Raw genomic sequence first — 23,770 nt, forward strand, 5'->3', positions numbered from 1 at the left:
TTTTTTATAGAGATTGGAAACAGGAAGAATAAAGTTGTTGTCTTTAAAGGTCAATAAAATGATAAATATAAATTCTAAGGTCTAAGATAACTTTCATCTTCCATCCTCTGGCTTCCTGCTTAATTATTTTCCTCTCAATGGGCTTCCACACCATGAAGTGTTATCAGAAAGAATTTCTCCTTTCATCACCAGGGAAAGAGGATCAATACTAACATTATTTCCAATTTCAGTATCATATAAAATTATGGTTCTAGAATTGATGGTTGTCTGGCTTCCAATTTTTACACCTCCTACTTTCATGATCCGGTCTTCAAAAAGGTGGGTTTGAGGTCCACAGTCTTCATTCAGCATAGATTCATCGCCTATGGATACCATATCAAACTCTGTAATATCAGTTGTATTAAGCCATACTTTTTTCCCGATTTTCACTCCCAAAAAACGCATGAAGAAAGGAAGCCACCATGTGCCACGAAGAAAATCCAGGAAGAACAGTACCGGAAGAGCTTCGTAGATTGTGGTAATTCCCTCGCTCAGCCATACTTTCAGACTGTACATAGGCATTTCGGTTTTTTTGTATTTCCCTATGAATATCCATTTTAATAATACAGTAAAGAAAAAGGAGGGTAAGGCAACAATTCCCAGATAATAAAATGGAGCAAACAATAAAAGATAGTGAATTCTTCCTTCCAGATAAGTACTTGTATAGGCAATAAACAATACACTGCAAATAATGACTATAGTTTGTGGAAGAATAATTCTGATTCCTTCTACAATTGCCCTTGCCAGTTTTAGACGGAAAGGCGGATTGTAGGTAAGGTTATCCTGAAAAACATCCGATTTCTGCCTTGAAGGAAGACCTATGGGTGGTGATCCAAACCAATCTCTTTCAGAAGAATTTTTGAGTTGTTCTTCGGAAGGTGCTTTGCTTAATACACCAATGAGCATATTATCTCCCAATTCATATCCTTGCGGAATAAGTCCGCTATTTCCTACAAAACTGTTATTTCCAATCTTTGTTTTGGATAAAATTAATTTTTCATTTCTTACATCATGTTCTCCCAAAATAACCGCATCCGCAATAAACGAGCCTTCACCAATCTCCAAAAGATGATGAGATACATCACTGGCTGTCGATATTTCTGAATTTTTGCCCACTTTTGCACCCATCATTTTGTAAAATTTACTGATATAGATCGAAGCAAAAAGAGGATGTACAATGATAAGTGATAGATTAAAAATCTGATCCTTGATCCATTTTCTGTAATAAGTGAAACTATATACTGGGTAAATTCCAGGTTTCATTTTGTATTGTAAGATCCTTGTGAGAATACTTATTACAGCGATAAACAATAAAATATATACAGTGGAAAGTATTGGAGCTTGCCATAGATAGTAAAAACTATAGTCAGAGGAGCGATCATCCAGATAATACAATGTATAAAGGGTAGGAGCTAAGGGTAAAACGATCAGAAGGGGAAAGAAGAATAATGAAACCGAATATAATAATGCATACCTGTTCCTTTTGGCAGCTGATGAAAGCTTTGGAACCTCAGTTTCCTCTCCTGTTTTTACCCTTATCTTTTCAGCAGGGCTGCCATTCCATACTTCACCAAATCCAATTTTACTCCCTTCATTCAGGTAGCTTAGATCCTGAAGTTCTCCAAACTCTTCAATCACTGTGTCTCCACATACAATGACAGAAGAGCCCAGATAGGAATGAGCTTTAATATGTACTTTTCTTATTCTTAAAATCCCATTTTCAACAGAAGCATTGTCAATACTGCATCCTGAACTGGTGTTTACATTTTCATCAATGGTTACAAGATCTTCAGCAGCAATAGGTAATAAACTCAGCTGAGCACTCGGATGTACTTTTACACCGAGTAATTTCAGATATTTTGGATATAAAGGTGTTTCTACAATAAATTCGGACGGCATTAATCTTTTGATGGTTTTCCATAACCACCATCTGAAATAATACCAGCCCCAAAGCGGATAATCTCCTTCTTTGATTTTCCCAATCACCAGCCATTTGGTTAAAATAATAATAAGAGAATATACAGGCGGAATTAAAGTATACAATAAGAACGCACTTAATAAAGCATAATGCAATCCATATCCGTTAAGCTGAAAATAATAATAGCTTAAATAAGGAAAGAATATCTGAATGCTTAATAGTGCAAATACGACCAGTAAACTTATAGTCTGTGCAATATTACAGGCAATGTACTGTAATGTTGAAACCCTGTGAAAAGGTTCATGATCTGCAGTTTTTTGAAACTGTTTATTTTTAAGGCATTCCGAATAAGCCGATAAAGGACGGTTTTCATAAATCTCCTTTAATGAAGCAGTCGGAATTCCTGCTTTCTGACGCAAATGTGATACTAAAGTAGCCGCAAGCAAAGAGTGCCCCCCTAAATCAGTGAAAAAATCCTGATTCAGATTGATTTCTTTTCCTGGAAATACCCATTTCAGTGTTTGTAATAATCTTTCCTCTACAGATGCTGTAATATCAATCTTAATATCATCATCTTCATGAATGGTAAAACTTTCTGGTAAAGGAAGTCTTTTTCTATCAATTTTACCACTTGGCATCCGTGGCATTTCCTTCAGTTGAACAATAGAAATAGGAATCATATAAGGAGCCAGAAATTTGGCCAGTTCCTTTCTCATTTCATTTTCATCAAATGAAGTATCATTGCTCATTACAGCATATCCCACAAGTTGCCCTTGTCCATTAGAATCTTCTTTTACCGCTACAGCAGCAGAAGAAACATCCTGAAGTTGGTTCAGGCGGGTTTCTATTTCGCCAAGTTCAATTCTGTACCCTCGAAGTTTAATTTGGTCATCTATTCTTCCTTGAAAATCAATAAATCCATCTTCCCTTATGACGACTGCATCTCCAGTTTTATAGATTTTATCTCCGGGAAGCCCCGGAAAAGGATTGGAAAGAAATTTTTGTTCAGTAAGTTCCGGAAGGTTAAAGTACCCATTGCTTACTCCCGGTCCGGAAATAATCATTTCGCCCCGTTCTCCTCTGGGAACAATATTCATATTTTCATCAACCACAGCAATATGATAATTGGGAAGGGGAGGACCAATAGTAAGGTCTTCCTGGCTGTTCAGTTTAACCATATTGGAAGAAACCGTAGTTTCTGTTGGGCCATAGCTGTTGATAAATATTCTGTAAGGTTTTGCCCATTTTTCCTGAACCTGTTTGGTGCAGGCCTCACCTCCGGTGTTGATAAATCTGATGGTGGGAACTTCGTCAATAATGGCTAAAATACTAGGAACTGCATGAAGTACAGTGATTTTATTTTCTGTTAAAACATAGCTTAGTTCATCAATTGCTTTTACAGTAGTAGCATCTGCAATCCAGATGGTTGCTCCGGCAAACAGGCTGATCCATACCTCTTCGCACCACATGTCGAAAGAAACAGAGAAGCCCTGATAAACAGTATCTGTTTCTTTTATTTCTATAAAGTCCTGCTCAGAACGGATCAGGTGACATATATTTCGGTGGGAAATAGGGATTCCTTTAGGATTTCCTGTACTTCCAGAAGTAAATAATACATATGCCCAGTTATCCGGATTAATATGGATAGAAGGTTCAGGAACGATCTCTTGTGGCTGAGGAGCAATTGCCAATGGCTGACAGTGGATATGAGCATCTGTATCTGAAAAATAAGTTTTAACATTAATATCAGTAAAAACTTTCTTAATTCTGTCTTCCGGCATTTCTCTGTCCAGAGGAATATAGGAAGCTCCCGCTTTTAAAATGCCAAGTATGGCAATAGGAAGTTCAAGGCTTCTCGGATACCAGACTCCTACATGGTCACCAGGCTGTACACCCTGATTTTGCAACTGTATGGCAATTGCATTACTCCAGCTGTCTAATTCAGCGTAGGAAATTTTTTTATCTTTAAATATAAAGGCTGTGGCATCTTTATACTTTTCAAAGGTGGGAACCAGTAATTCAGGCAGAGTTTCATCTTTTATAAATGCTCCATTGATTTTACCTAAAATCAAACTTTTCATCATGTAAAAAATAATATATATGTGTTGGGAAAATGATATAAATGTAGTTCATTTCTATTTATATCCAATCTGCAAATTCGTTTTTTAGTTGTAATTTTGCAGCAATTAATGTTTACTAACTGTAATTAAAACCTAAATCTTCATGCTTACTATTTTATCACACAATTTTTCCCTTGTTAATGAATGGATTAATGAACTTCGAAACGTTCAGGTTCAGCATGACCGAATGAGATTCCGAAGAAATATGGAAAGAATCGGAGAAATTGCGGCCTTTGAAATCAGTAAAGGACTGGAAGTAAGAGAGGTTGAAATCCAAACTCCTTTAGATACCATTAAAACCAGAGAAATTGCAGTACAGCCTGTGATTACAACTATTTTAAGAGCAGGTGTTCCATTATTTGAAGGAATTCTTAGCTATCTTGACAGAGCGGATTGTGGTTTTGTAGCAGCGTATAGAAAACACGATGCCAATGACTATTTCTCCATCAAACAGGATTATCTGACGTGCCCAAGTATTGAAGGGAGACCTTTAATTGTAGCAGATCCAATGTTGGCAACCGGAGCTTCCCTGATTGAAGCGATCAAAGATTTATTGACTAATGGGAATCCAACCCAGCTTCACATTGTAGCAGCTATTGCCTCAAGACAAGGTGTGGAAACTGTTCAAAATGCCTATCCTGATGCTCACATTTGGGTAGGAGCTATTGATGAAGAATTAACATCCAAAGGCTATATCACACCAGGATTAGGAGATGCCGGAGATTTAAGCTACGGAGAAAAGCTTCAACGATAATGATTTAAGAAAGATTCCAGAAATCTTTTATTACATTCAATAATAAATTAGGTCGTACTTTATCCACAGGATGCTTTGTATCGGGGAGTACGGCCAATTTTGCATTTGGAAGTTCCCTGTATACAGCTGTGCTTTCCTCAATAGTTACCATATTGTCTTTATCTCCTACCATAATCTGAACCGGAATATTAATCGTGGCAAGATTGTTTTTCAATGGAGGATTTTTCCCCAGATCAATCATTAAGTCAGCAATAGCCGGAAGTAATTGTTTCCATTTTGGGCCGTGCTGCTTCTCCAGAAGTTGAGCATATTGTGGAACTTTCTCAAGAATGACATCCGGATTAAGCATTTTACTTTCCTTTATAGCCTGTTCTTCAATCCAATCGAATTTGGTGCCCAGCGTCATAATAGAATTGACACTTTCAGGATGTTTCATAGCATAGCAAAGAGCAACATAACCACCCATGCTGTGCCCCAGAATAAATACATCTTTTAAATTGTTTTCTACACAGTATTCCGTTAACTCTTGAGCATATTTTTCTATACTGATTCCGTCTGAGGGAAGGTCTTTACCTCCATGACCAGAAAATAAAGGAGTATGAATGGTGAAATAAGATGAAAGACTATCTAAATAAGGATTAAATATTTCAGAATGACCTAAAGCACCATGTAATAAAACCAAATTCTGCATGATTGTTTTTTTTGGAAAATTAAGCAAAAGAATCAAAACACAAAAACGAGGAAAAAAACTAAAATTTTAGTAGTAAAGAACTGGTAGGTATAAGTATTAGTTTAAAATTAAACCTTGAACACTTCTATACATCCATTGCGATAACCAATATGCTGACTTTATTATGATCACCGGCATTTAAAATCTCCCATGCAATTGAAGAAACGGTAGTTCCTGTGGTGAAAACATCGTCAATGAGTAGAATATGTTTTCCTGTTATAGCCCGGGTTACTGAAAAAGTATTCCTGGATTCCAGCCTATGCTGCTTATCCTTTAACGCTTGTGCTTTAGAATAATAATTTCTTTTGATTAATTGATGATCAAATGGGACTTCGTAATATTTTGAAAGCGTTTCTGTAAAAAGATGAAGCTGATTATAGCCTCTTTCTCTAAGCTTTTTAGGGTGCAAAGGAACACTTATCAGGAGATCCGGTTTTTGATCTTTAAAATCCAATCGCTCGGTAGTCCAATTGGCCAGGATTTTTCCGGTAATTTCCCGGCTTCTGTATTTAAGTTCATGAATGATTTTCCGGCTTAGACTTTCTTCTTCAAATTGTATGAGAGCAAAAGTGTTCTCAACAGGAAAAAGGAGTTTGCACTTTTCTTTTACGGGGTTATTTTCGAAATAATTATAATGTGTAAAATGAATTTGATTAAAACATAGATCACAAATCAGAAGATCACTCTCAATAATTCTATTACAATGGAGGCATCGGTTAGGAAAGAATAAGTCCAATATCATAAGTGTGTTTTTACTAAGATATGAAATAGTTTTGAGTCTTCAGTCCAGTATTAATGCTTTGATTTCTTTAAACTTAGAATTCTTTTTTTATCTTTTCAATTGCATTTTTCATGCTAAGATTAAAATGTTCTTTCTCTAATCGAACCGGAGGAGCTTGTCTTACTTCGCAATCCGGGATGCTGCAAGATTCGCAGGTTACTCCTACGTTAATGGTTTTTAAGGATGGTGATTTTATAAAGCCAATTTTTTTGATGGTTTGTGAATTCAGTAAAATTCCCAGACAATAGCTTCTGTTGCTGCCATCAGAAAAAGGATTCTTTTGAGAAGTAGAAATAACCAGATAGCTTATTCCCTGGTCTTTGTAATGAGAGATCTGGGCATCTGTAAGTGTTTCATTTTCTTTTAAATGATGAAGGTTTTTTACGGCAATCCATCTTCTGCAATAGTGTTCATTCATAGCATTAGCGTGAGGAGCCTGCTGGTGGTTAAGGTGAAGTTCCTTTAGGATTTGAATTTTTTCTGATCCTTTCTTTTTTACTAAGCATAAATAAAAAAGATCTTTAATTCCCATTTCTGCAGAAAGAATATTGGTCAGGCGATAATAAAAAGTTTCCGGAGAATTGGTGAAACTGTTGATAAGGGCGGCAAAGTTCTCAGGTACCCAAGTGTTTTGTTGGAAAAATTCAGAAGATTTTTCAATGGCTGGCTCTTTGGAGATTAATAGAGCTCCGGCAAAATACGAAGCATAAAAGTTGTTCAGGATTTCCTCAAAACTTCCGAAATCAAGCCATGAATAAGTAGTAGGACGAACCTTTAATTCCAAAACATTGAATCCTATTTCCTTGGCCAGGATAAATGTTTTCTGATCTTTTTCAAGCTTTTTATTCAATAACAATAATCTTTTTTCCGGAATAAACAAAGATCGTAGGTTGTCCAGAGTTCCGTAGCTTTCAAAATCTTCAGATTGGATTGTATAATTGAAATTTTCTGTAAGAATGTTCTCCAGAATATCTGACTTTAAATTTTTATCAATCTGAAAATGGTTTTCTTCAGTGAATAAGCTGACCTTATCCTCAATTTCCGGGAAATAATTGTCATATAATTCCTGAAATGACCTTAAAACAGCAAAGTAAAACCTTTCCTTTCCAAGATTATAATTCTGGGAAATTTCTATCAATGCATTAATAAAAGCTGTTACTTTCTTAGGAGCATCACTGATGATACTGATAAGGTTATTTTTATTGATCCCGAATAATTCCAAGGGAACCTCTTTGAAGAAATCAGACTGTAGAATTTCATTAAAAGGAGCAAGGCTTTTATCCAGTTTTGTGGAAACCAGATCATCGAAAGTGCAGTTCAAAGCTTCCGAAAGCTGGATGATTTTATCGTGCTTTGGGTATTTTTTTCCGTTTTCAATCTCATTAAGGTAAGATTTTGACAATCCGGTTTTTACTGCAAGATCCTGTAGAGACCAATTTTTCTTTTGTCTCAGTTGTTTCAGTTTTAAGCCAAAAACTGTTTTAATATAGTCGCTTTCTGAATTCATTACTCAAATATAAATAATTAGATGCGATTATTCGCATAATAATTTTTAAATAAATTTAGCGAACGTTCGCTATTTGTGAAAATTTTTGTTTATGTTTGTAACATCAAGTCACAAAATCAACATGTTATGGAAACCAAGACTCAATTAAAAATTACGGCTCAGAAGCAGTTTGAAGAAATTTTTACTCCGGATTTGATTGATTTTCTGATAACACTTCATCAGAATTTTAACCAGAAAAGAGTAGAGCTTTTAGAAGAAAGGAAAAAAACTCAGAAAGAATTCGATCAGGGGAATCTTCCGAAATTTCCGAAAGAGACGGAAGAAATCAGAAATGGAAATTGGGTATGTGCTCCACTGCCGCAAGATTTACTTGACAGAAGAGTGGAAATTACAGGACCAGTTGACCGTAAAATGATTATCAATGCTCTAAACTCAGGAGCCTTGACCTTCATGGCGGATTTTGAGGACAGCAGCTCGCCGACATGGGATAATTGTATGGAAGGACAAATTAATCTTTCCGATGCGATTAACAGAACTATTGATTTTGTCAACGAAGTAGGGAAGGCATATAAGCTTAATGAAAAAACAGCTGTTTTATTGGTAAGGCCAAGAGGATTGCATCTTCCTGAAAAACATATTAAGATTAATGATGAGGAGGCATCGGGATCATTGACAGATTTTGGGATTTACTTTTTCAGAAATGCAAAAAAATTATTGGAAAAAGGAAGTGGCCCCTACTTTTATCTGCCAAAATTAGAACATTATAAAGAAGCCAGATGGTGGAATGAAGTATTTGTCTTTGCTCAGGAATATCTGGAAATTCCACAGGGTACGATTAAAGCAACTGTTTTAATTGAAACCATTACAGCCTCATTCCAGATTGATGAAATTTTATACGAATTAAAAGAACACAGTTCTGGATTGAACTGCGGAAGATGGGATTACATTTTTTCATACATTAAAAAATTCAGAAACCTTCCGGAGTTTATTGTTCCGGACAGGGACCAGGTAACCATGACCTCTCCTTTTATGAGTGCCTATTCAAAAAGGGTGATTGAAGGCTGCCACAAAAGAAATGTTCATGCGATGGGCGGAATGGCAGCACAAATTCCTGTAAAAAATGATGATGAGGCCAATAATACAGCTTTTGAAAAAGTAAGAAGTGATAAGGAAAGAGAAGTGAAAAATGGTCATGACGGAACCTGGGTAGCACATCCGGCATTGGTTTCTGTGGCTAAGGGTATTTTTGATCAATACATGCCTTCTAAAAATCAGATCGATAAAAAACTTGAATACAACATACAGGAAAATGATCTGCTTGAAATTCCGAAAGGAGCCATTACAGAAAAAGGAGTACGAAAAAATATCAATGTAGGGATTCTTTATCTCGAAAGCTGGTTGATGGGAACAGGTGCAGCAGCTATTTATAATCTAATGGAAGATGCCGCTACGGCAGAAATTTCCAGAACACAAATCTGGCAATGGCTGAAAAATGAGGCAGTATTAAGTGATGACAGAACATTAACCAGAAGTATGGTTCTCCAATGGGAATCTGAAGAAATGGACAATATTGAAAAATATGTAGGTGAAGCCCGTTTTAAAAATGGGAAATTCAACCTTGCCAAAGAATTATTCAATGAATTGATATTCTCTGAAAACTTTGAAGAATTTTTAACCCTGAAAGCATACCCTTTTATTTAGTTTGAGAATCGGAGGCTCTGAATCTCGGTTTCTAAACCTCAAAAACCACAAACTCAACAAACAAAATCCAAATATTATGAAAACAAGACAAGAACAAATCCAGGCTATAGAGCAAGATTGGCTGACAAACCCACGTTGGAATGGTGTAAAAAGACCTTATACTGCGGAAGAAGTATTAAAACTTCGTGGTTCTTACAAAATAGAATATACCATTGCCACAGAAATGTCTAAGAAATTCTGGGAAAAACTCAATACTCAGGATTATGTAGCAGGTCTTGGAGCTTTAACAGGTAATCAGGCTGTGCAGGAGGTGGATGCTGGTTTAGAAGCAATTTATCTTTCAGGCTGGCAGGTAGCAGCAGATGCTAACTTATCTGGAGAAATGTATCCGGATCAGTCTTTGTATCCCGCGAATTCTGTACCTTCTGTAGTGAAAAAAATAAACAATGCTTTATTAAGAGCAGATCAGGTTCAATCCGTGAGTGGAGCAGGAGATAAAGAATATCTGGTTCCAATTATTGCGGATGCAGAGGCCGGTTTTGGAGGAAACTTAAATGCTTTTGAACTGATGAAGCAGATGATTGAGGCAGGAGCTGCCGGTGTACATTTTGAAGATCAGCTTTCTTCAGCAAAAAAATGTGGACATTTGGGAGGTAAAGTATTGGTTCCTACTCAGGAAGCTGTTAATAAACTAATTGCAGCACGTTTGGCCGCAGATGTATTGGGAGTTCCAAGCCTTATTATTGCAAGAACAGATGCTGACGCTGCAGACTTATTGACATCAGATATTGATGACAGAGATAAAAAATTCGTAACAGGAGAGAGAACTTCTGAAGGATTTTATGTGGTAAGAAATGGAGTAGAACAAGGAATAGACAGAGGGTTGTCATATGCTCCTTATGCAGACCTGATCTGGATGGAAACTTCAAATCCGGATCTGGAACAGGCAAAAAGATTTGCTGATGGTATTCATGCACAATTTCCGGGAAAAATGCTTGCTTACAACTGCTCACCTTCATTTAACTGGGCTGCAAAGCTAAGTGTTGAAGAAATGTCTACCTTCCGTGAGGAGTTGGCAAAAATGGGATATAAATTCCAGTTTATTACATTAGCAGGATTCCATGCTTTGAACACGGCCATGTTTGAATTGGCTTTAGCTTATAAAGAGAAAGGAATGGCGGGCTATTCAGAACTTCAGGAACGTGAGTTTGCATTGCAGCAAAAAGGATTCAGAGCAGTAAAACATCAGTCTTTTGTAGGGACAGGATATTTCGATGAGGTTCAGAATATTGTTACCAACGGATCTTCAGCTACCGTAGCGATGAAAGATTCTACAGAAACAGCACAGTTTCATTAAAAATCAGTTTTTTGCATTATACATATTTTCGAAGCTCTCCTCAATTTTTTGGGGAGGGCTTTATGTTGAAGAAGATTTTTGATCATGGAATATCCCATACTGCTCATGGCTTTTTTTGATGGGTTTTATACTTTAAATAAGACTAAAAAATAAGGATCATCTTAAACGAAAAATTATACTATATTTGGACACGGAAAAAAAAGAATTTTCGAAAAAAGTATATATTATAATGAAACTAATTAAATTATTTTTTATTGCAGCAGGATTAACTTTAACTGCTAATGCTGTAAATGCTCAACAAAAGATCGGAAGCGTAAATACTGAAGATATTTTTGAAAATCTGGCTGAAGTAAAAACAGCTGGAACAACTCTTGATAACCTGACGAAAACAAAGCAGGCTGAAATTGATAAAATGATCAGTGAATATCAAACAAAGTTGAAAGTAGCACAGGATAAAGAAAAAACATTCAACGATACTAATAAAGAAGCTTTAACTAAAGAATTAATAGCTGCACAAACAGAACTTGATAGTTTGGGTAAAAAAATTGAAGAGGCAAGAGCACAGGCTGCTAAGGAGATTTCTGCTAAACAAGGCGAATTGTTTACACCAATACAACAGAAAATAAAGACTGCTATTTTTGCAGTGTCTAAAGAAAGAAACCTGAACTTTGTATTTGATGTGGCTACACAAGGAAGTAATCTTATTTATACAGATGGAAGCGAAGATATTACCGATCAGGTAAAAACAAAATTGGGAGCTTCTACCACAACTGCTAAACCTGCAGCAGGAAAAGCTAAAAAATAATTTCAATCTATTGAATATTGTAAAACGGAATCAGACTCATCTGGTTCCGTTTTTCTTTAAAGTAATACAGCTTTTTGGGTAAAAAGCATTAGAAATTTTTTATTTTAAATCATAAATTTGAGTAAATATTTCAGCAAGATGAATTTAGTGTATGAAAAACAGATTAAGGTAACAGAAGAGCATATTGACCAAAATAACCATGTCAATAATGTTCAGTATGTACATTGGGTAGAAGAAATAGCAGCAGAACACTGGGATCTTTTAAAAAATAAAACTGAGTATGAGAATGATGTCTGGATGCTTCTGGATCATCATATCCGATACAAAAAACAGGTTTATCTGGGTGATATAATTACAGTAAAAACTTATCCAAAGGCTCCTGAAGGCGCTAAACAGCCAAGAAAAGTAGAATTTTATTGCAATAATGAACTGGTGGTGGATTCAAGTACGCTGTGGGTTTTGTTCGATACGGAAGCAAAGAAAATAAAGCGTCTGGAAAATAACTGGTTGGAGAAACTGAGGTAGATTGTTAGAAATCATAGAAGAGGATGAAGAGTAAATTAAGAAAAATAACAGTTGAGCAAACAGAATATTTGTACTTGGTTACAGATAAGTATCATCCCGGAACATATACCAATACACTTACTGTAAAGATATTTCTAAAAGATGAAAAGCAGACTCCGCTAATCATTGATTTTCTAACCCTTAATCATTATATCATGGGACAGCCTTTAAAATCAGGAATCTGGTTGATGAATATAATAACAAATTCCAAGGAAGATGTCAATATCAATGAACCTAAATATATACAGAAACTTATTTTACAAGGAAGAGAAAAAGGCTGGGATGGGAAAAATAAGATGGAAAAACAAAATGGACTTGATTATTTATCCGAATTGGGGTATGATATTGACCCGTTAAAGCCTAATTAGAATAGATGTGGCTATTTTTTTATAAAACTCAGAAATTTTGTAACATAATATAATTTTTTGTTGTCTTATGAATAATAGATCAACAAATAATGAAACAATCCGTTTTGACAGCTATATTTTTAAATGTTTCCATTGTAGGATTCAGTCAGACATCAGAACAGTCAAAAGCAATCGACAGCTATATAAAGAATGTTATTCAAATCAATGAAATTCCCGGAATGGCAGTGGGAATTGTAAAAAATGATAAGGTAAAAATCCAGCAATATTACGGATGTGAAAATCTTGAAAGTAATAAAAAAGTGGATTCCAAGTCCATGTTCAGGATATACTCCAATACAAAGCTGGTCGCTAATATAGGTCTTTTTAAACTTGTAGAAGAAGGAAAACTTTCAGTTGATGATAAAATTAAAATTTCAAAATATATAGACAATCTCCTAATACAGCCAATACAGACGAAACTCAGGGTAATAATTTAATCCTTAAAATCAACTAAAGAATATAAATATATCATGTTAAATAGATACTTGACTTTTGCTTTTTTATCCTGTTTTTTAATTGGTTTTTCACAAAATACCAAAAATGAAATTCAAATTCCAAAGCAGTTTGCTGACCAAAAGAATATGGGTAAAGCGATAAAAGATATCGGCGAACAATTGAAAGATTATACCATAGTAGGACTGGGAGAAGGAACGCACGGAACCAAAGAGTTTAATGAAATCAGAGGGGAAATTTCTAAACAATTAATCACTAAAAATGATTTTAGAATTATAGCATTTGAAAGCGCCTATGGTGATGCTTCATTTTTAAATGAGGCTGTTAACTCAGAGGTGGATTTACATATTGCTTTAAAGAAATATATAACGTCTATCTGGCAGACAAAAGAGATCTATGCTCTGCTAACATGGATTAGAGAGTATAATAAAAATCATACAGACAAAGTAATTATTTCCGGGTTTGATACAGACGTTCTTACAAATAGTGCAGAAATTTTGAAAAAATCTGTAGGTTTAGGAAAAGAATTTACAGAAATAACAAGTGAGATTAGAACGAAAGCAGCATTACAGGACGAGATGTGGGAAAAACAAAATGACCCCGCTTTCAAACTGGATATGAAAACTGTAATAAAAAATGGAACAGAAGGGTTTCTATTAGTTAAGAAAGCAGACAGTTTATATGGTCAAAAAATGAATCTGAGTTCCAAACTGGCTCTATACAACCTTGAACAAGGGTTTAAGATTCCTTACGAAGCAGGTAAAAAAAATTATGATGTTTCCAGAGACCTTATTATGTCTGAAATGATTGGGAAAATTCAATCTGGATATCATAAAAAGATGATTCTTTTGGCTCATAATGCCCATATTGCACTCAAACCTATTCTTGTAGATGGAATGGGAGGATATATTAAAGAAAAATATGGAAAAGACTATTATGCATTGGCAACATCTACCTCTTCTGGAAACTATAGTGCTACAACCGATCCACGCGCTGTGAAAAGTAATACTTATACATCTTATCAACTTCCTGGAAAACTGGAAAACAGTTGGGAAGAAAAGTTAGAACATAATACCTATGAAAATTATTTTGTGAATTTTAATAACAACTCAGAAAATAAATATAACCAACCTTTTAAGATGAGATTTGTAGGATATGGTCCAATTACACCTGCAACAGAAAAATTTACTATTACAGAACCTTTAAAGCTTAATGAATGCTTTGACGGAATTATTTTTATAAAACAAACCAATGCCTCAGAACATTTAACAAATTGATTGGATTTTTATTGATTTTCAATGAATTTCTTCGATTCTATTAATAGCAGTCTGACTTTTAAAGTTAGACTGTTTTGTCATATCTTTGCAATATGATACGTATTACAAAAATTTTTACATTCGAAACAGCCCACGTACTGTATAACTACGATGGGAAATGTAAAAATATGCATGGACATTCCTATAAGCTGTTTGTTACAGTGAAAGGAAAGCCGATTAATGATATTGATAACCCTAAAAACGGGATGGTAGTTGATTTCGGAGATATCAAAAGTATCGTAAAATCTGAAATCGTAGACGTTTGGGATCATGCAGTACTTTTAAATGCCTTGACTCCCCATAAAGAATTGGGTGATGATCTTGAACAAAAAGGGCATAAAGTAATCTATTGCACTTTCCAGCCAACCTGTGAAAATATGCTGTATGCTATTGCCGCTAAAATAAAATCAAGACTTCCGGAAGGAATTTCTTTGGCTTACCTTAAACTTCATGAGACAGAAAACTCTTATGGAGAATGGTTTGCAGAAGACAATCAATAATTATTATCCCATAAAGCTCAGACGGTGTTAAAAACAACAATTAATTTAGAACCTGGAAAAAAAGTATACTTTGCTTCTGATCAGCATTTCGGTGCACCTACTCCTAAAGAAAGTAAGGTACGTGAAGAAAGATTTATACGATGGATGGATCAGATCAAAGAAGATGCACAGGTTTTATTTTTAATGGGTGATCTTTTTGACTTCTGGCATGAATGGAAACATGTAGTTCCCAAAGGATATATTCGTGTTTTAGGGAAAATTGCAGAACTGAAAGACAGAGGAATCCATATTTATTTTTTTGTGGGAAACCACGACCTGTGGATGAAAGATTATCTTGAAGAAGAAATTGGGTGTACGGTTTTTTACCAGAAACAATATTTTGAGATGGGTGGAAAACAGTTTTTGCTGGCTCATGGAGACGGATTAGGTCCTGGTGATAAAGGGTACAAAAGAATGAAAAAACTCTTTACCAATCCTGTAGCACAATGGTTTTTCAAATGGCTTCACCCTGATATTGCCATGAAAGTAGCCTTATATCTTTCCCAGAAAAATAAAATGATCTCAGGAGAAGAAGACAAAGCATTCTTAGGGGAAGATAAAGAGTTTCTGATTATCTATTCCAAGGAGAAACTGAAGACCCAGAAGATTGATTATTTCATATATGGGCACCGCCACCTTCCTATGGTATTGGATTTAGGACAAAATTCAAAATATATCAATCTGGGAGACTGGATTTCTTACTTTACCTATGGCGTTTTTGATCAAGACTTTGAACTAAAGACTTTCGAAAAATAAAACAAAAAAATTACCCCTAAAAAGAGGTAATTTGAGAATGAGTGGGGGACTCATTCTGTTTTTAATCCATATTCCGGTTAAATACTTGCAAGAAGTTTACCAAAGTCAATTTCAGATATTAAAAAAAAGTTAAATAAAAATATTTTATCCAGATAATTGCTTTACATAAAAGCAATAAGAAGATTGAAAAATTATGGAACCGAAAAATATATTCAACATACAAACTGAACAGGATTTCCTGAATGCATCATTGAAAACATTTCGTTATCAGTATGAAAATGTTGAGATATATAGGAAATTTGTCGATTTCTTAAACATTAATCCGGATGCGGTTGACGACCTGTCAAAAATCCCTTTTCTTCCGATTGAAATGTTTAAAAACCATCAGATTCTGGATAAAAATGTAACTACAGATCTATTTTTTCAGAGCTCCGGAACTACACAGATGAACCTTTCAAAACACTTCATTGCTGATACGGAATTGTATGAAGAAAGTATTTATAAAAGTTTTGAACAATTTATCGGCAAACCTGAAGATTTCATTTTTCTTGGGCTGCTTCCAAGTTATCTTGAAAAGCAGAATTCATCGCTGATCTATATGGTAGATTATCTGATGAAAAAATCCTCAAAAGCTGAAAACGGATATTTTCTTTACAATCATGCCGATCTTTTCAATCTTTTAAACCAGTTACAAGATAAAAAAGTTATTCTTTTCGGAGTTTCTTTTGCTTTGCTAGATTTCTTAGATTACTGTCATTCCGAACGGGATGGGGAATCTTTGGGTATTCTTGAAAACCTAATTGTTATCGAAACAGGAGGAATGAAGGGAAGAAAAGAAGAAATGACCAAAGATGAACTTTTGAAAATTCTGCAGGAAGGCTTTAAAACAGATAAAATTTATTCAGAATATTCAATGACAGAGTTGCTTTCTCAGGCTTATTCCCTAGGAAACAATGAGTATCAGTGCCCTAATTGGATGCGAATCAAGATCAGAAATGCAGAAGATCCTTTTTCCTATGAAAAAGAAGGAAGAACCGGAGCAATTAATATCATCGATCTAGCCAACACACATTCCTGCTCCTTTATTGCAACTCAGGATTTGGGTAAAATAGCAGGTGGTAAATTTCAGGTGCTGGGAAGAATAGATCATTCTGATATCAGGGGCTGTAGTTTGCTAGTGAGTTAATGGCTTAGAATAATAATATGAGATTTTGAAATTTTGAAGAATGTTTCTTATCTCATCCTAAACATCTCATCTTTAAATGCTAAAGTATGCTTAAAATAGAGGAACTTGTTCATGCATATATTCATACCCATTGCGATTTTGAAAAAGAACTCGTCCTGACCAACTATTTCCAGGCTGATTGGGAAGCTGATCTACTTATTATTGACGCTGGCGGAATAAGCCATGAAATTGAAATCAAGCTTTCAAAAAGTGATTTTAAAAATGATTTCAAAAAATCATACATTAATAAGGATACCGGAGAGCAGTTTCTGAAACATGATAAAATTTCTTGTGGAGATTATATTTGTAACGCATTTAGCTTCTTATTGCCAATGGGAATGGTAGATGCAGATAGTATCCCGGAACATTGCGGAATCATTGAGTTTTATCATAATGAGGATACCTGGAATACAGAATTCTATCTTATCCGGCCACCCAAAAGACTTCACGAAGATTCTTATTGGAAACTGAATGATAAAGATCTTTTCATCAGAAAAATAGCCTTGAATTTACTTCAGCGAAAAATGGAAATCAAAGGTAAGCATGAAGAACTTATCTTCAAAAATCCTTTTGATCTTAAAAATAAAAAGTAACTGAGAAATAAATATTATAAAAACATTGCATAAAAAAATCCTGTCTGATGACAGGAATTTGTAATTATTTCTAGTTCTAAATTAATTAATCTACTACTTCATCAGAATCTCTCTGAAGTAAGAATTTGTAGATCAGTCCACCTACAATTCCACCAAGAATAGGAGCTACCCAGAACAACCAAAGTTGTGACATAGCCAATCCGCCTGTGAAAACTGCCTGCGATAGGGATCTTGCAGGGTTTACAGAAGTATTTGTAATAGGGATGGAGATTAAGTGGATCAAAGTAAGGGCAAGTCCAATGGCGATACCGGCAAACTTACCATTAGCCCATTTATCCGTAGCACCCATAATCACGATAAGGAAAAAAGCTGTTAATAAAAACTCTGCCAGAAATGCAGCACCCATACTGAATGCTTTTCCGTTGTAGACTGCTTCCCCGTAGAAATTGGTAGCAAAAGCTCCCGGTGCTGAGAAATCGACAACCCCGGCTCCGTTAAGGATGGTGTATAAACATCCGGCTGCTACAATAGCGCCAAGACATTGAGCTGCAATATAAGGGATAAGGTCTTTAGCAGAGAATCTTCCCCCAGCTAGAAGTCCGAAAGAAACAGCAGGGTTGAAGTGGCCGCCAGAAATATGACCTACGGCATACGCCATTGTAAGAACAGTAAGACCGAAGGCTAACGCAACTCCTAAAAGTCCAATCCCGATATCAGGAACACCCGCTGCAAAAACAGCGCTCCCGCAACCTCCGAAAACAAGCCAAAATGTGCCGAAAAATTCAGCAAAAAGTTTTTTTATCATGTTGTTTATTTTTAAAATGTAACTCAAATGTAGAATTTATATCTTAAAGTAAAAAGTTAAAACTGAAAAAATATTTCAAAATTGAAGGAATAAAAATTATAAATTAAACAAATTGGTTTGATGTTTGTTTGGGATTTGTCGGGATACGATTATAGTTGCTATTAGAAGAGCTAACATAATCGTTTTATTGTTCGGTACTAATTTAAAGTGGTGGTTAATGAGAAAGTTTTTTTGTGTGGTCTTTGTACCTTTTATGTATAGTTTACATTATTCGCAGGCAGCAAAAAAAGCGCTTCCCTGTTATGATCTTACAACTGTTTTAAAGGTAGAACCTACAGCGCTTTACAAACCACATCTGGATGCCTCTAAAAGTTTTGGAGTACATTTACTGAAAGATTCCAAAACTGTACAGAAATATATCAGCAAAGGGAAGTTTCATAAAATAAAGAAGTCAGGAAAAGGATATCAGGTTCAGAGACTAGATTACAGCAGGGCTTATATGGTTTCTAAAGGAAAGACTACACTGGAAAATATGGGGTCCAAATTCAGCAAAGCAACAAAAGGCGGCACTTTTACGGTTTCATCCATTACCAGAACATTGGAAGACCAATGCCGATTGAGAAGAGTGAATTCTAATGCGTCATTGGGAATAAGCTCTCATAACTATGGTAATTCTTTTGATATTTCCTATATAAGATTTAATAATGTCCTGAAATATAATCCAAAAATGGAAGCGGCTCTAGAGAAAGTTTTAAAGCATTATGCGGATGCAGGTAGAATTTATTACATAAAAGAAAAGCAACAAAGCTGTTATCATATTACAGTGAGAAATTATTAATTAAATTCCTACTTGCACAGCATGTTTAGTTTGTATAATTTTATACAGCTAAAAACCATGCTTATGACAACATTAAACTCCGTAAATTATTTGCTCTCTGTAGAAAAATGTAAAGCTGCTGCTGATGAATGGATTGGCTGCCGCTGGGATTTTTTAAGGATGAAGAATTTAATTCCTACCAATTATGTATTCAATATTTCTGATGGCCCTCTTCAATGGATGAAAAGCTATAAGGAGTATCCTGAATTCTGTGCTGCAATGGGAATATTGAACAATCAGGTTATTCTGATTTTTTATCCACTGAATGAAAAAGGAGACCGAATAGATCAAAAAGAATATCCATACACTTATCTTACTGAATTAGACAAAGACCTGAAGCTTCAGGAGATTCAGGAATATACTATTGTTAAAAATGCCATTCTTTCCAAAGGACTTGAAAAAATGGAACAAACTTCAGATATGGCTTATCCTATCTCCAATAAACCTATTTTGGATCAGGATGTGGCTATTGATGCTATTGAAACCTGGAGAGAATCAGGAATGGATTGGTTCTATAAAGAACACAAAGAATCTGAAGGAGCAGGAATTTTTACCAAATTTTATGTTCCTACGGCAGATTTATGTCTTTCAGATGAAGGCTTGTGGGAAATCAAATGTTCTTTCGGGCTTAAATATAATAAAGTATACGGGAAAATGTTGGTAACCCTCATCTTCATTTCTTTCCGTCAAGACCTTCAGAATTCACCACGTGCAGAAACTTTTTCCAATATGTATGACTGGGCAAAACCATGCCCTCCCATCTGTCGTATACCAGGGGTTGAAAATGGATTTTAAAAATAATAAATTAAGGAATGGCAGATCTTTATAAGACGATTTTATTCCTAAACTATGCATTGCTTCTAGCAGTTATTTTGCTGGGAGCAGCTAAATACCGCATATTAAATCATAAAGAAAAGCAATATTTTTATTGTATTGCTTTTCTATTTTTTATTGAACTGCTGAATCTTGCACTTCCTTATGTTTTCAGACTTAATGATACTTCATTTCTCTATCCGTTTTATATAGCCGGAGAATTTTTTCTACTGACAGGGTTGTTTATCAGAAAGCTGCATTGGCCTAACTATTTTTTAGGATTGGGAGCAGCTATTTCCGTTGGCTTTATGATCTTAAAGTACGGGTTTGATTATCCGGCCAATGCTGATATCGCAAAGGTGGTTTCTAATATTATCATCATTTGTCTCTCAGGGCTTACATTGATTAGTGAAATTAAAAAAACATCAGCACAGAACCGCTTTCTTTGGGTAGATGCCAGTATTTTTTTCTATTATTCTGTTTCAGTATTTATTTTCATCATCCAGCATCAGATTGTTAACCTTTCGGAAAACAGTTATTATATACTTTTCAGTGCCAATAATATTTTTTCCAGTATCCTGTACTGTTCACTCTTATATACCTTTATCAGATTAAAGAAGTAACCTTAAATATCAACCTTTTAATCCTTATAATTGTTACTATAGCAATTATAGTAGCCTTTATTCTATTAGCTTACAGGGCTTTTATAAGCAGGATTATGAAGGAGAAAAATGTACAGCATGAAGCAGAAGTTCTTCATCAGAAAAAACTGGCATTGGAAAATATCAAGGCTCAGGAAGAAGAGCGTAAAAGAATAGCCGTAATGATTCATGATGATATTGGGAACAGGCTCAATATCCTATCCTTATGGCTCAATAATCTGGATACCCAAGGTGATGAATTGATTAAAAAAAATATTCATGGGCAAATGTCCTCATTGATCGATGCTGCCAGAAGTATTTCTCATTCATTATATCCTGTTAATCTCGAATCAGTAGGATTGGTCTTGTATGTAGAAGAACTCATTGCCAATCTTTCTCATAAAATTAATATATCCATGCAGGTAATGCCAGGATATGAAAAGAAAGATCTTTTTGTAGAAGTACAATTGTACAGGATTATTCAGGAATTTACCAGCAATGTTATCAAACATTCAACAGCGACAGATCTTTGGATTTACATTAAAGATGATGCACACAATATGGCCGTCGTCATTTCAGACAACGGACAGGGATTCGAATATGAAGAAGTAAAAAAAGGAATGGGAATCAAAAACATTGAATCCAGGATCAAATCGATGAATGCCAGTCATAAATGGAAAAAATCTTTTTTAAATAAAGGAAGTCGTTTAATTATTAAAATTCCGAAATATCATGAGTTCCCAAATCAAAATAGCACTGATTGATGATGAACAGCTGATCCTTGAAGGGGTAAAAATGCTGCTGTCTAATGAGAAAAATATATCTGTATCCCTTACTGCAGATAACGGCCCTGATTTTATAGACTGTCTGGAGAAGCTTTCAGAGAAAGACTTTCCTGATATTGCCCTCGTAGATGTTCAGATGAAGCCGATGAATGGTTTTGAACTGGTGGAGGTTCTCAAAGAAAAATATCCGGATCTTAAAATCATTATTTTATCTTCACACTATAAAACATCCATCTTAGGATATATGGTCAAGCTGGGCGTTTCTGCTTTTCTGCCAAAAAATTCAGATAAGAAAACATTTATTGAGGCCATTACAATGGTATATAAAAACGGAGTTTTTTTTACCGCTGAAGACCATCAGATGCTGTTTACCTATATGAACAGCTCAGCTAAGAAAAACTCACTTTTTGAAACCGAAGACGAATTGTCTGAAAGAGAAAAAGACGTTGTAAAACTGATCTGTCAGGAATTTACCAACAATGAAATTGGTGAGAAACTTTTCATAAGTCCCAGAACCGTTGAAAGCCACAGGCAGCGTATCCTTGAAAAAATAGGAGCTAAAAACACAGTGGGAATAGTGATCTATGCCATTGTCAACAATATCTATTCTCTTGAAAAAATATAATCTGATTCCGTAGAAATACGGAATTTTTTATTTAGTACTTTTCACTCTAGCCAGACTGCTCTTTCTTCCGTTATTTTGAAATGTCTCTTTTAGGGATTTTAAAATAAAAACATAAGTGTACAGAGAGATCTGTAATAAAAAATTAACAAAAGAATGAATAGCAGTAGAGTGATTTCCGTCGGAATTTTTTTTGATGGCACGGGAAACAATGGGGTCAATGCACTTTCGTCAGATAAACCACTGAATAATAATGAAAGCTATCACGGTGCATTCACCAATATCTATAAATTGTACAAATCGTTTATCGGTACTGAGAAAATATATATTGAAGGAATAGGAACCGTTTCAGGAGAAGAAGACAGTAATTTTGCCATGACAACATGTGCAAACCCACCTTATGGAAATGGGTATTCATCAGATGATAAACTTCAGAGAGCAGAAGACTTTGTAAAGAAGATTGTTCATGATGAAAATGACGAATATCATTTTTATGTATATGGTTTCGGGAGAGGAGGAATGCTTGCCAGAACCTTTAGTCATTGGCTTTTTTCCAACTATTCTTTTGCTAAAATTAAGGTTAAGTTTTTGGGAGCTTTTGATACGGTAGAATCAAAGCCATTTAATACTTATGATCTGAGTGTGCCTCATCAGGTAGAAAATGTATTTCATGTCTGTGCACTTCATGAATGCCGTTTTTTTTTCCCACTGACTGGCTTTTTTGAGAATTCTAAAATGATGCAGGATCATCAGTTCCGGAATAATACCTCCGTCTGGAAAGAAATTTTTGTTCCGGGAGCCCATGCTGATATCGGAGGCGGGTATTTGGAAGGTCCGCAGTCAGTATATATTTCTACAGACTTTGCCAGTTCAGATGATCTTAAGAATTATGTTCAAAATATAAGAAACAGAAAAACCAATCTTGAAGTAAATAAGGCATGGGATGCTTTACTTTCAGGATTCGAAATAGAAAGAAAAGATGCCTTTTCTAAAGCTTATGTCTGCAGAGATAAAGTATACAACGAATTATCAAAACTATATGGAAAACTCATGCTGGAAGAAACCAATGCCGTTTCACCAGTTTTTGCATCAGGAAATGAGCTGGAAACAGATTACGGTAGACATCCTTTATTGAGAGAGCTGTATAAAGAATTGCAAGAATATGTGAGAGAGCTTATAATAGATAAAAAGCCATCATACGATTACAATATACTGGCTGATTATATCCATATTTCAGCTAATTTCGGATTGTATCACGATGGTTTGAAGGCCAGATCGGAATATGAAGTAAATGTTGAGCTTCTCAACAATGGATTGAATGTTTCAAGCAACACTATCGTAGATCAAAAAAGCAATGCAAGGCTTTCAGTAGAACTTCATCTTCCGGAAGATAGTTTTGTATCCGACTTTCTGTATGGGACCAGCGTTCCCAATAACGATATCTGGACTCGTTCGATTATTAGAACTCCGGCAATAAAGTTGGATGAAATCAATAATTAGTATTAGTCCTTTTTAGTTTTAAATTTTAGGTTGTAAGGGCATCACATCAGATGCCCTTTGTATTTCCATTTAGAAATAGAGTTTTATTTTCTAGGAATTGAAATTGGATGTATTTCTGGAAAATCAGCTGTTGAGTCACTCATTGATACAATAAGATAATAA

The 23,770-nt window shown here is 35.1% G+C and carries 23 protein-coding genes; 18 read left to right on the forward strand and 5 right to left on the reverse strand.

The window, feature by feature from the left end; all coding sequences use genetic code 11:
* Nucleotides 1–123: 123 nt before the first annotated feature.
* Nucleotides 124–4,041, reverse strand: a complete 3,918-nt coding sequence (locus AC3HD6_RS00145; RefSeq protein WP_488894521.1) for a Pls/PosA family non-ribosomal peptide synthetase — start codon at nt 4,039–4,041, stop codon at nt 124–126.
* Between the two features lie 139 nt (nt 4,042–4,180).
* Here AC3HD6_RS00145 and upp point away from each other — a divergent pair, with 139 nt between their 5' ends.
* Complete coding sequence (gene upp / locus AC3HD6_RS00150) at nt 4,181–4,831, forward strand: uracil phosphoribosyltransferase (protein ID WP_488894522.1); 651 nt, start codon at nt 4,181–4,183, stop codon at nt 4,829–4,831.
* A gap of 4 nt (nt 4,832–4,835) precedes the next feature.
* Here the strand turns inward: upp and AC3HD6_RS00155 are convergent, their stop codons facing one another.
* From AC3HD6_RS00155 to AC3HD6_RS00165, 3 genes are all read right to left on the reverse strand, one after another.
* On the reverse strand, nt 4,836–5,522 hold the full coding sequence (locus tag AC3HD6_RS00155; RefSeq protein ID WP_488894523.1) for an alpha/beta fold hydrolase: 687 nt from the start codon (nt 5,520–5,522) through the stop codon (nt 4,836–4,838).
* A gap of 124 nt (nt 5,523–5,646) precedes the next feature.
* Nucleotides 5,647–6,303: a ComF family protein gene (locus tag AC3HD6_RS00160; protein WP_488894524.1), complete on the reverse strand. Its 657-nt coding sequence runs from the start codon at nt 6,301–6,303 to the stop codon at nt 5,647–5,649.
* A 73-nt stretch (nt 6,304–6,376) separates the two neighbouring features.
* Complete coding sequence (locus AC3HD6_RS00165) at nt 6,377–7,849, reverse strand: helix-turn-helix domain-containing protein (protein ID WP_488894525.1); 1,473 nt, start codon at nt 7,847–7,849, stop codon at nt 6,377–6,379.
* Nucleotides 7,850–7,975: 126 nt separating this feature from the next.
* On the opposite strand from AC3HD6_RS00165, the gene aceB reads away from it, so the two are divergent.
* From aceB to AC3HD6_RS00220, 11 genes are all read left to right on the forward strand, one after another.
* Nucleotides 7,976–9,550, forward strand: coding sequence for a malate synthase A (gene aceB, locus AC3HD6_RS00170; protein ID WP_488894526.1), 1,575 nt, complete (start codon nt 7,976–7,978; stop codon nt 9,548–9,550).
* A 76-nt stretch (nt 9,551–9,626) separates the two neighbouring features.
* The gene (gene aceA / locus AC3HD6_RS00175) at nt 9,627–10,907 is read left to right on the forward strand and encodes an isocitrate lyase (RefSeq protein ID WP_488894527.1); all 1,281 of its coding nucleotides are present in this window, start codon (nt 9,627–9,629) and stop codon (nt 10,905–10,907) included.
* A gap of 229 nt (nt 10,908–11,136) precedes the next feature.
* Nucleotides 11,137–11,712 carry an OmpH/Skp family outer membrane protein gene (locus tag AC3HD6_RS00180; RefSeq protein ID WP_488894528.1) on the forward strand — a complete coding sequence of 192 codons (576 nt, stop codon included), beginning with the start codon at nt 11,137–11,139 and terminating at the stop codon, nt 11,710–11,712.
* 138 nt (nt 11,713–11,850) lie between these two features.
* The gene (locus AC3HD6_RS00185) at nt 11,851–12,237 is read left to right on the forward strand and encodes an acyl-CoA thioesterase (RefSeq protein WP_488894529.1); all 387 of its coding nucleotides are present in this window, start codon (nt 11,851–11,853) and stop codon (nt 12,235–12,237) included.
* A gap of 23 nt (nt 12,238–12,260) precedes the next feature.
* Nucleotides 12,261–12,644: a hypothetical protein gene (locus AC3HD6_RS00190; protein WP_488894530.1), complete on the forward strand. Its 384-nt coding sequence runs from the start codon at nt 12,261–12,263 to the stop codon at nt 12,642–12,644.
* A gap of 89 nt (nt 12,645–12,733) precedes the next feature.
* On the forward strand, nt 12,734–13,120 hold the full coding sequence (locus tag AC3HD6_RS00195) for a serine hydrolase domain-containing protein (RefSeq protein WP_488894531.1): 387 nt from the start codon (nt 12,734–12,736) through the stop codon (nt 13,118–13,120).
* Between the two features lie 33 nt (nt 13,121–13,153).
* A complete protein-coding gene (locus tag AC3HD6_RS00200; RefSeq protein ID WP_488894532.1) occupies nt 13,154–14,413 on the forward strand; it encodes an erythromycin esterase family protein in 1,260 nt (419 codons plus the stop codon).
* A gap of 92 nt (nt 14,414–14,505) precedes the next feature.
* Nucleotides 14,506–14,952, forward strand: coding sequence for a 6-pyruvoyl trahydropterin synthase family protein (locus AC3HD6_RS00205; RefSeq protein WP_068944501.1), 447 nt, complete (start codon nt 14,506–14,508; stop codon nt 14,950–14,952).
* 24 nt (nt 14,953–14,976) lie between these two features.
* Nucleotides 14,977–15,747: a UDP-2,3-diacylglucosamine diphosphatase gene (locus AC3HD6_RS00210; protein ID WP_488894533.1), complete on the forward strand. Its 771-nt coding sequence runs from the start codon at nt 14,977–14,979 to the stop codon at nt 15,745–15,747.
* A 193-nt stretch (nt 15,748–15,940) separates the two neighbouring features.
* A complete protein-coding gene (locus tag AC3HD6_RS00215; RefSeq protein WP_488894534.1) occupies nt 15,941–16,933 on the forward strand; it encodes a LuxE/PaaK family acyltransferase in 993 nt (330 codons plus the stop codon).
* Nucleotides 16,934–17,019: 86 nt separating this feature from the next.
* The gene (locus AC3HD6_RS00220) at nt 17,020–17,565 is read left to right on the forward strand and encodes a hypothetical protein (protein WP_488894535.1); all 546 of its coding nucleotides are present in this window, start codon (nt 17,020–17,022) and stop codon (nt 17,563–17,565) included.
* Nucleotides 17,566–17,650: 85 nt separating this feature from the next.
* Here AC3HD6_RS00220 and aqpZ read toward each other — a convergent pair whose 3' ends face one another.
* The gene (aqpZ, locus tag AC3HD6_RS00225; protein ID WP_488895332.1) at nt 17,651–18,367 is read right to left on the reverse strand and encodes an aquaporin Z; all 717 of its coding nucleotides are present in this window, start codon (nt 18,365–18,367) and stop codon (nt 17,651–17,653) included.
* A gap of 220 nt (nt 18,368–18,587) precedes the next feature.
* Between aqpZ and AC3HD6_RS00230 the strand changes: the two genes are divergently transcribed.
* From AC3HD6_RS00230 to AC3HD6_RS00255, 6 genes are all read left to right on the forward strand, one after another.
* On the forward strand, nt 18,588–19,208 hold the full coding sequence (locus tag AC3HD6_RS00230; RefSeq protein WP_488894536.1) for a DUF5715 family protein: 621 nt from the start codon (nt 18,588–18,590) through the stop codon (nt 19,206–19,208).
* Nucleotides 19,209–19,271: 63 nt separating this feature from the next.
* Entirely contained in the window at nt 19,272–20,042 is a 771-nt protein-coding gene (locus tag AC3HD6_RS00235; protein ID WP_488894537.1) for a hypothetical protein, read from the forward strand.
* A 17-nt stretch (nt 20,043–20,059) separates the two neighbouring features.
* Entirely contained in the window at nt 20,060–20,683 is a 624-nt protein-coding gene (locus AC3HD6_RS00240; RefSeq protein WP_488894538.1) for a hypothetical protein, read from the forward strand.
* A 95-nt stretch (nt 20,684–20,778) separates the two neighbouring features.
* Nucleotides 20,779–21,465 (forward strand): sensor histidine kinase, encoded by a 687-nt coding sequence (locus tag AC3HD6_RS00245; RefSeq protein ID WP_488894539.1) that lies wholly within the window; start codon nt 20,779–20,781, stop codon nt 21,463–21,465.
* Nucleotides 21,434–22,111 carry a response regulator transcription factor gene (locus tag AC3HD6_RS00250; protein ID WP_488894540.1) on the forward strand — a complete coding sequence of 226 codons (678 nt, stop codon included), beginning with the start codon at nt 21,434–21,436 and terminating at the stop codon, nt 22,109–22,111. Before AC3HD6_RS00245 ends, AC3HD6_RS00250 begins: the two co-directional genes overlap by 32 nt.
* Nucleotides 22,112–22,264: 153 nt before the next feature.
* Nucleotides 22,265–23,608, forward strand: coding sequence for a T6SS phospholipase effector Tle1-like catalytic domain-containing protein (locus AC3HD6_RS00255; RefSeq protein ID WP_488894541.1), 1,344 nt, complete (start codon nt 22,265–22,267; stop codon nt 23,606–23,608).
* Nucleotides 23,609–23,770: the final 162 nt, after the last annotated feature.

Source organism: Chryseobacterium sp. II3a (genome assembly GCF_057815135.1).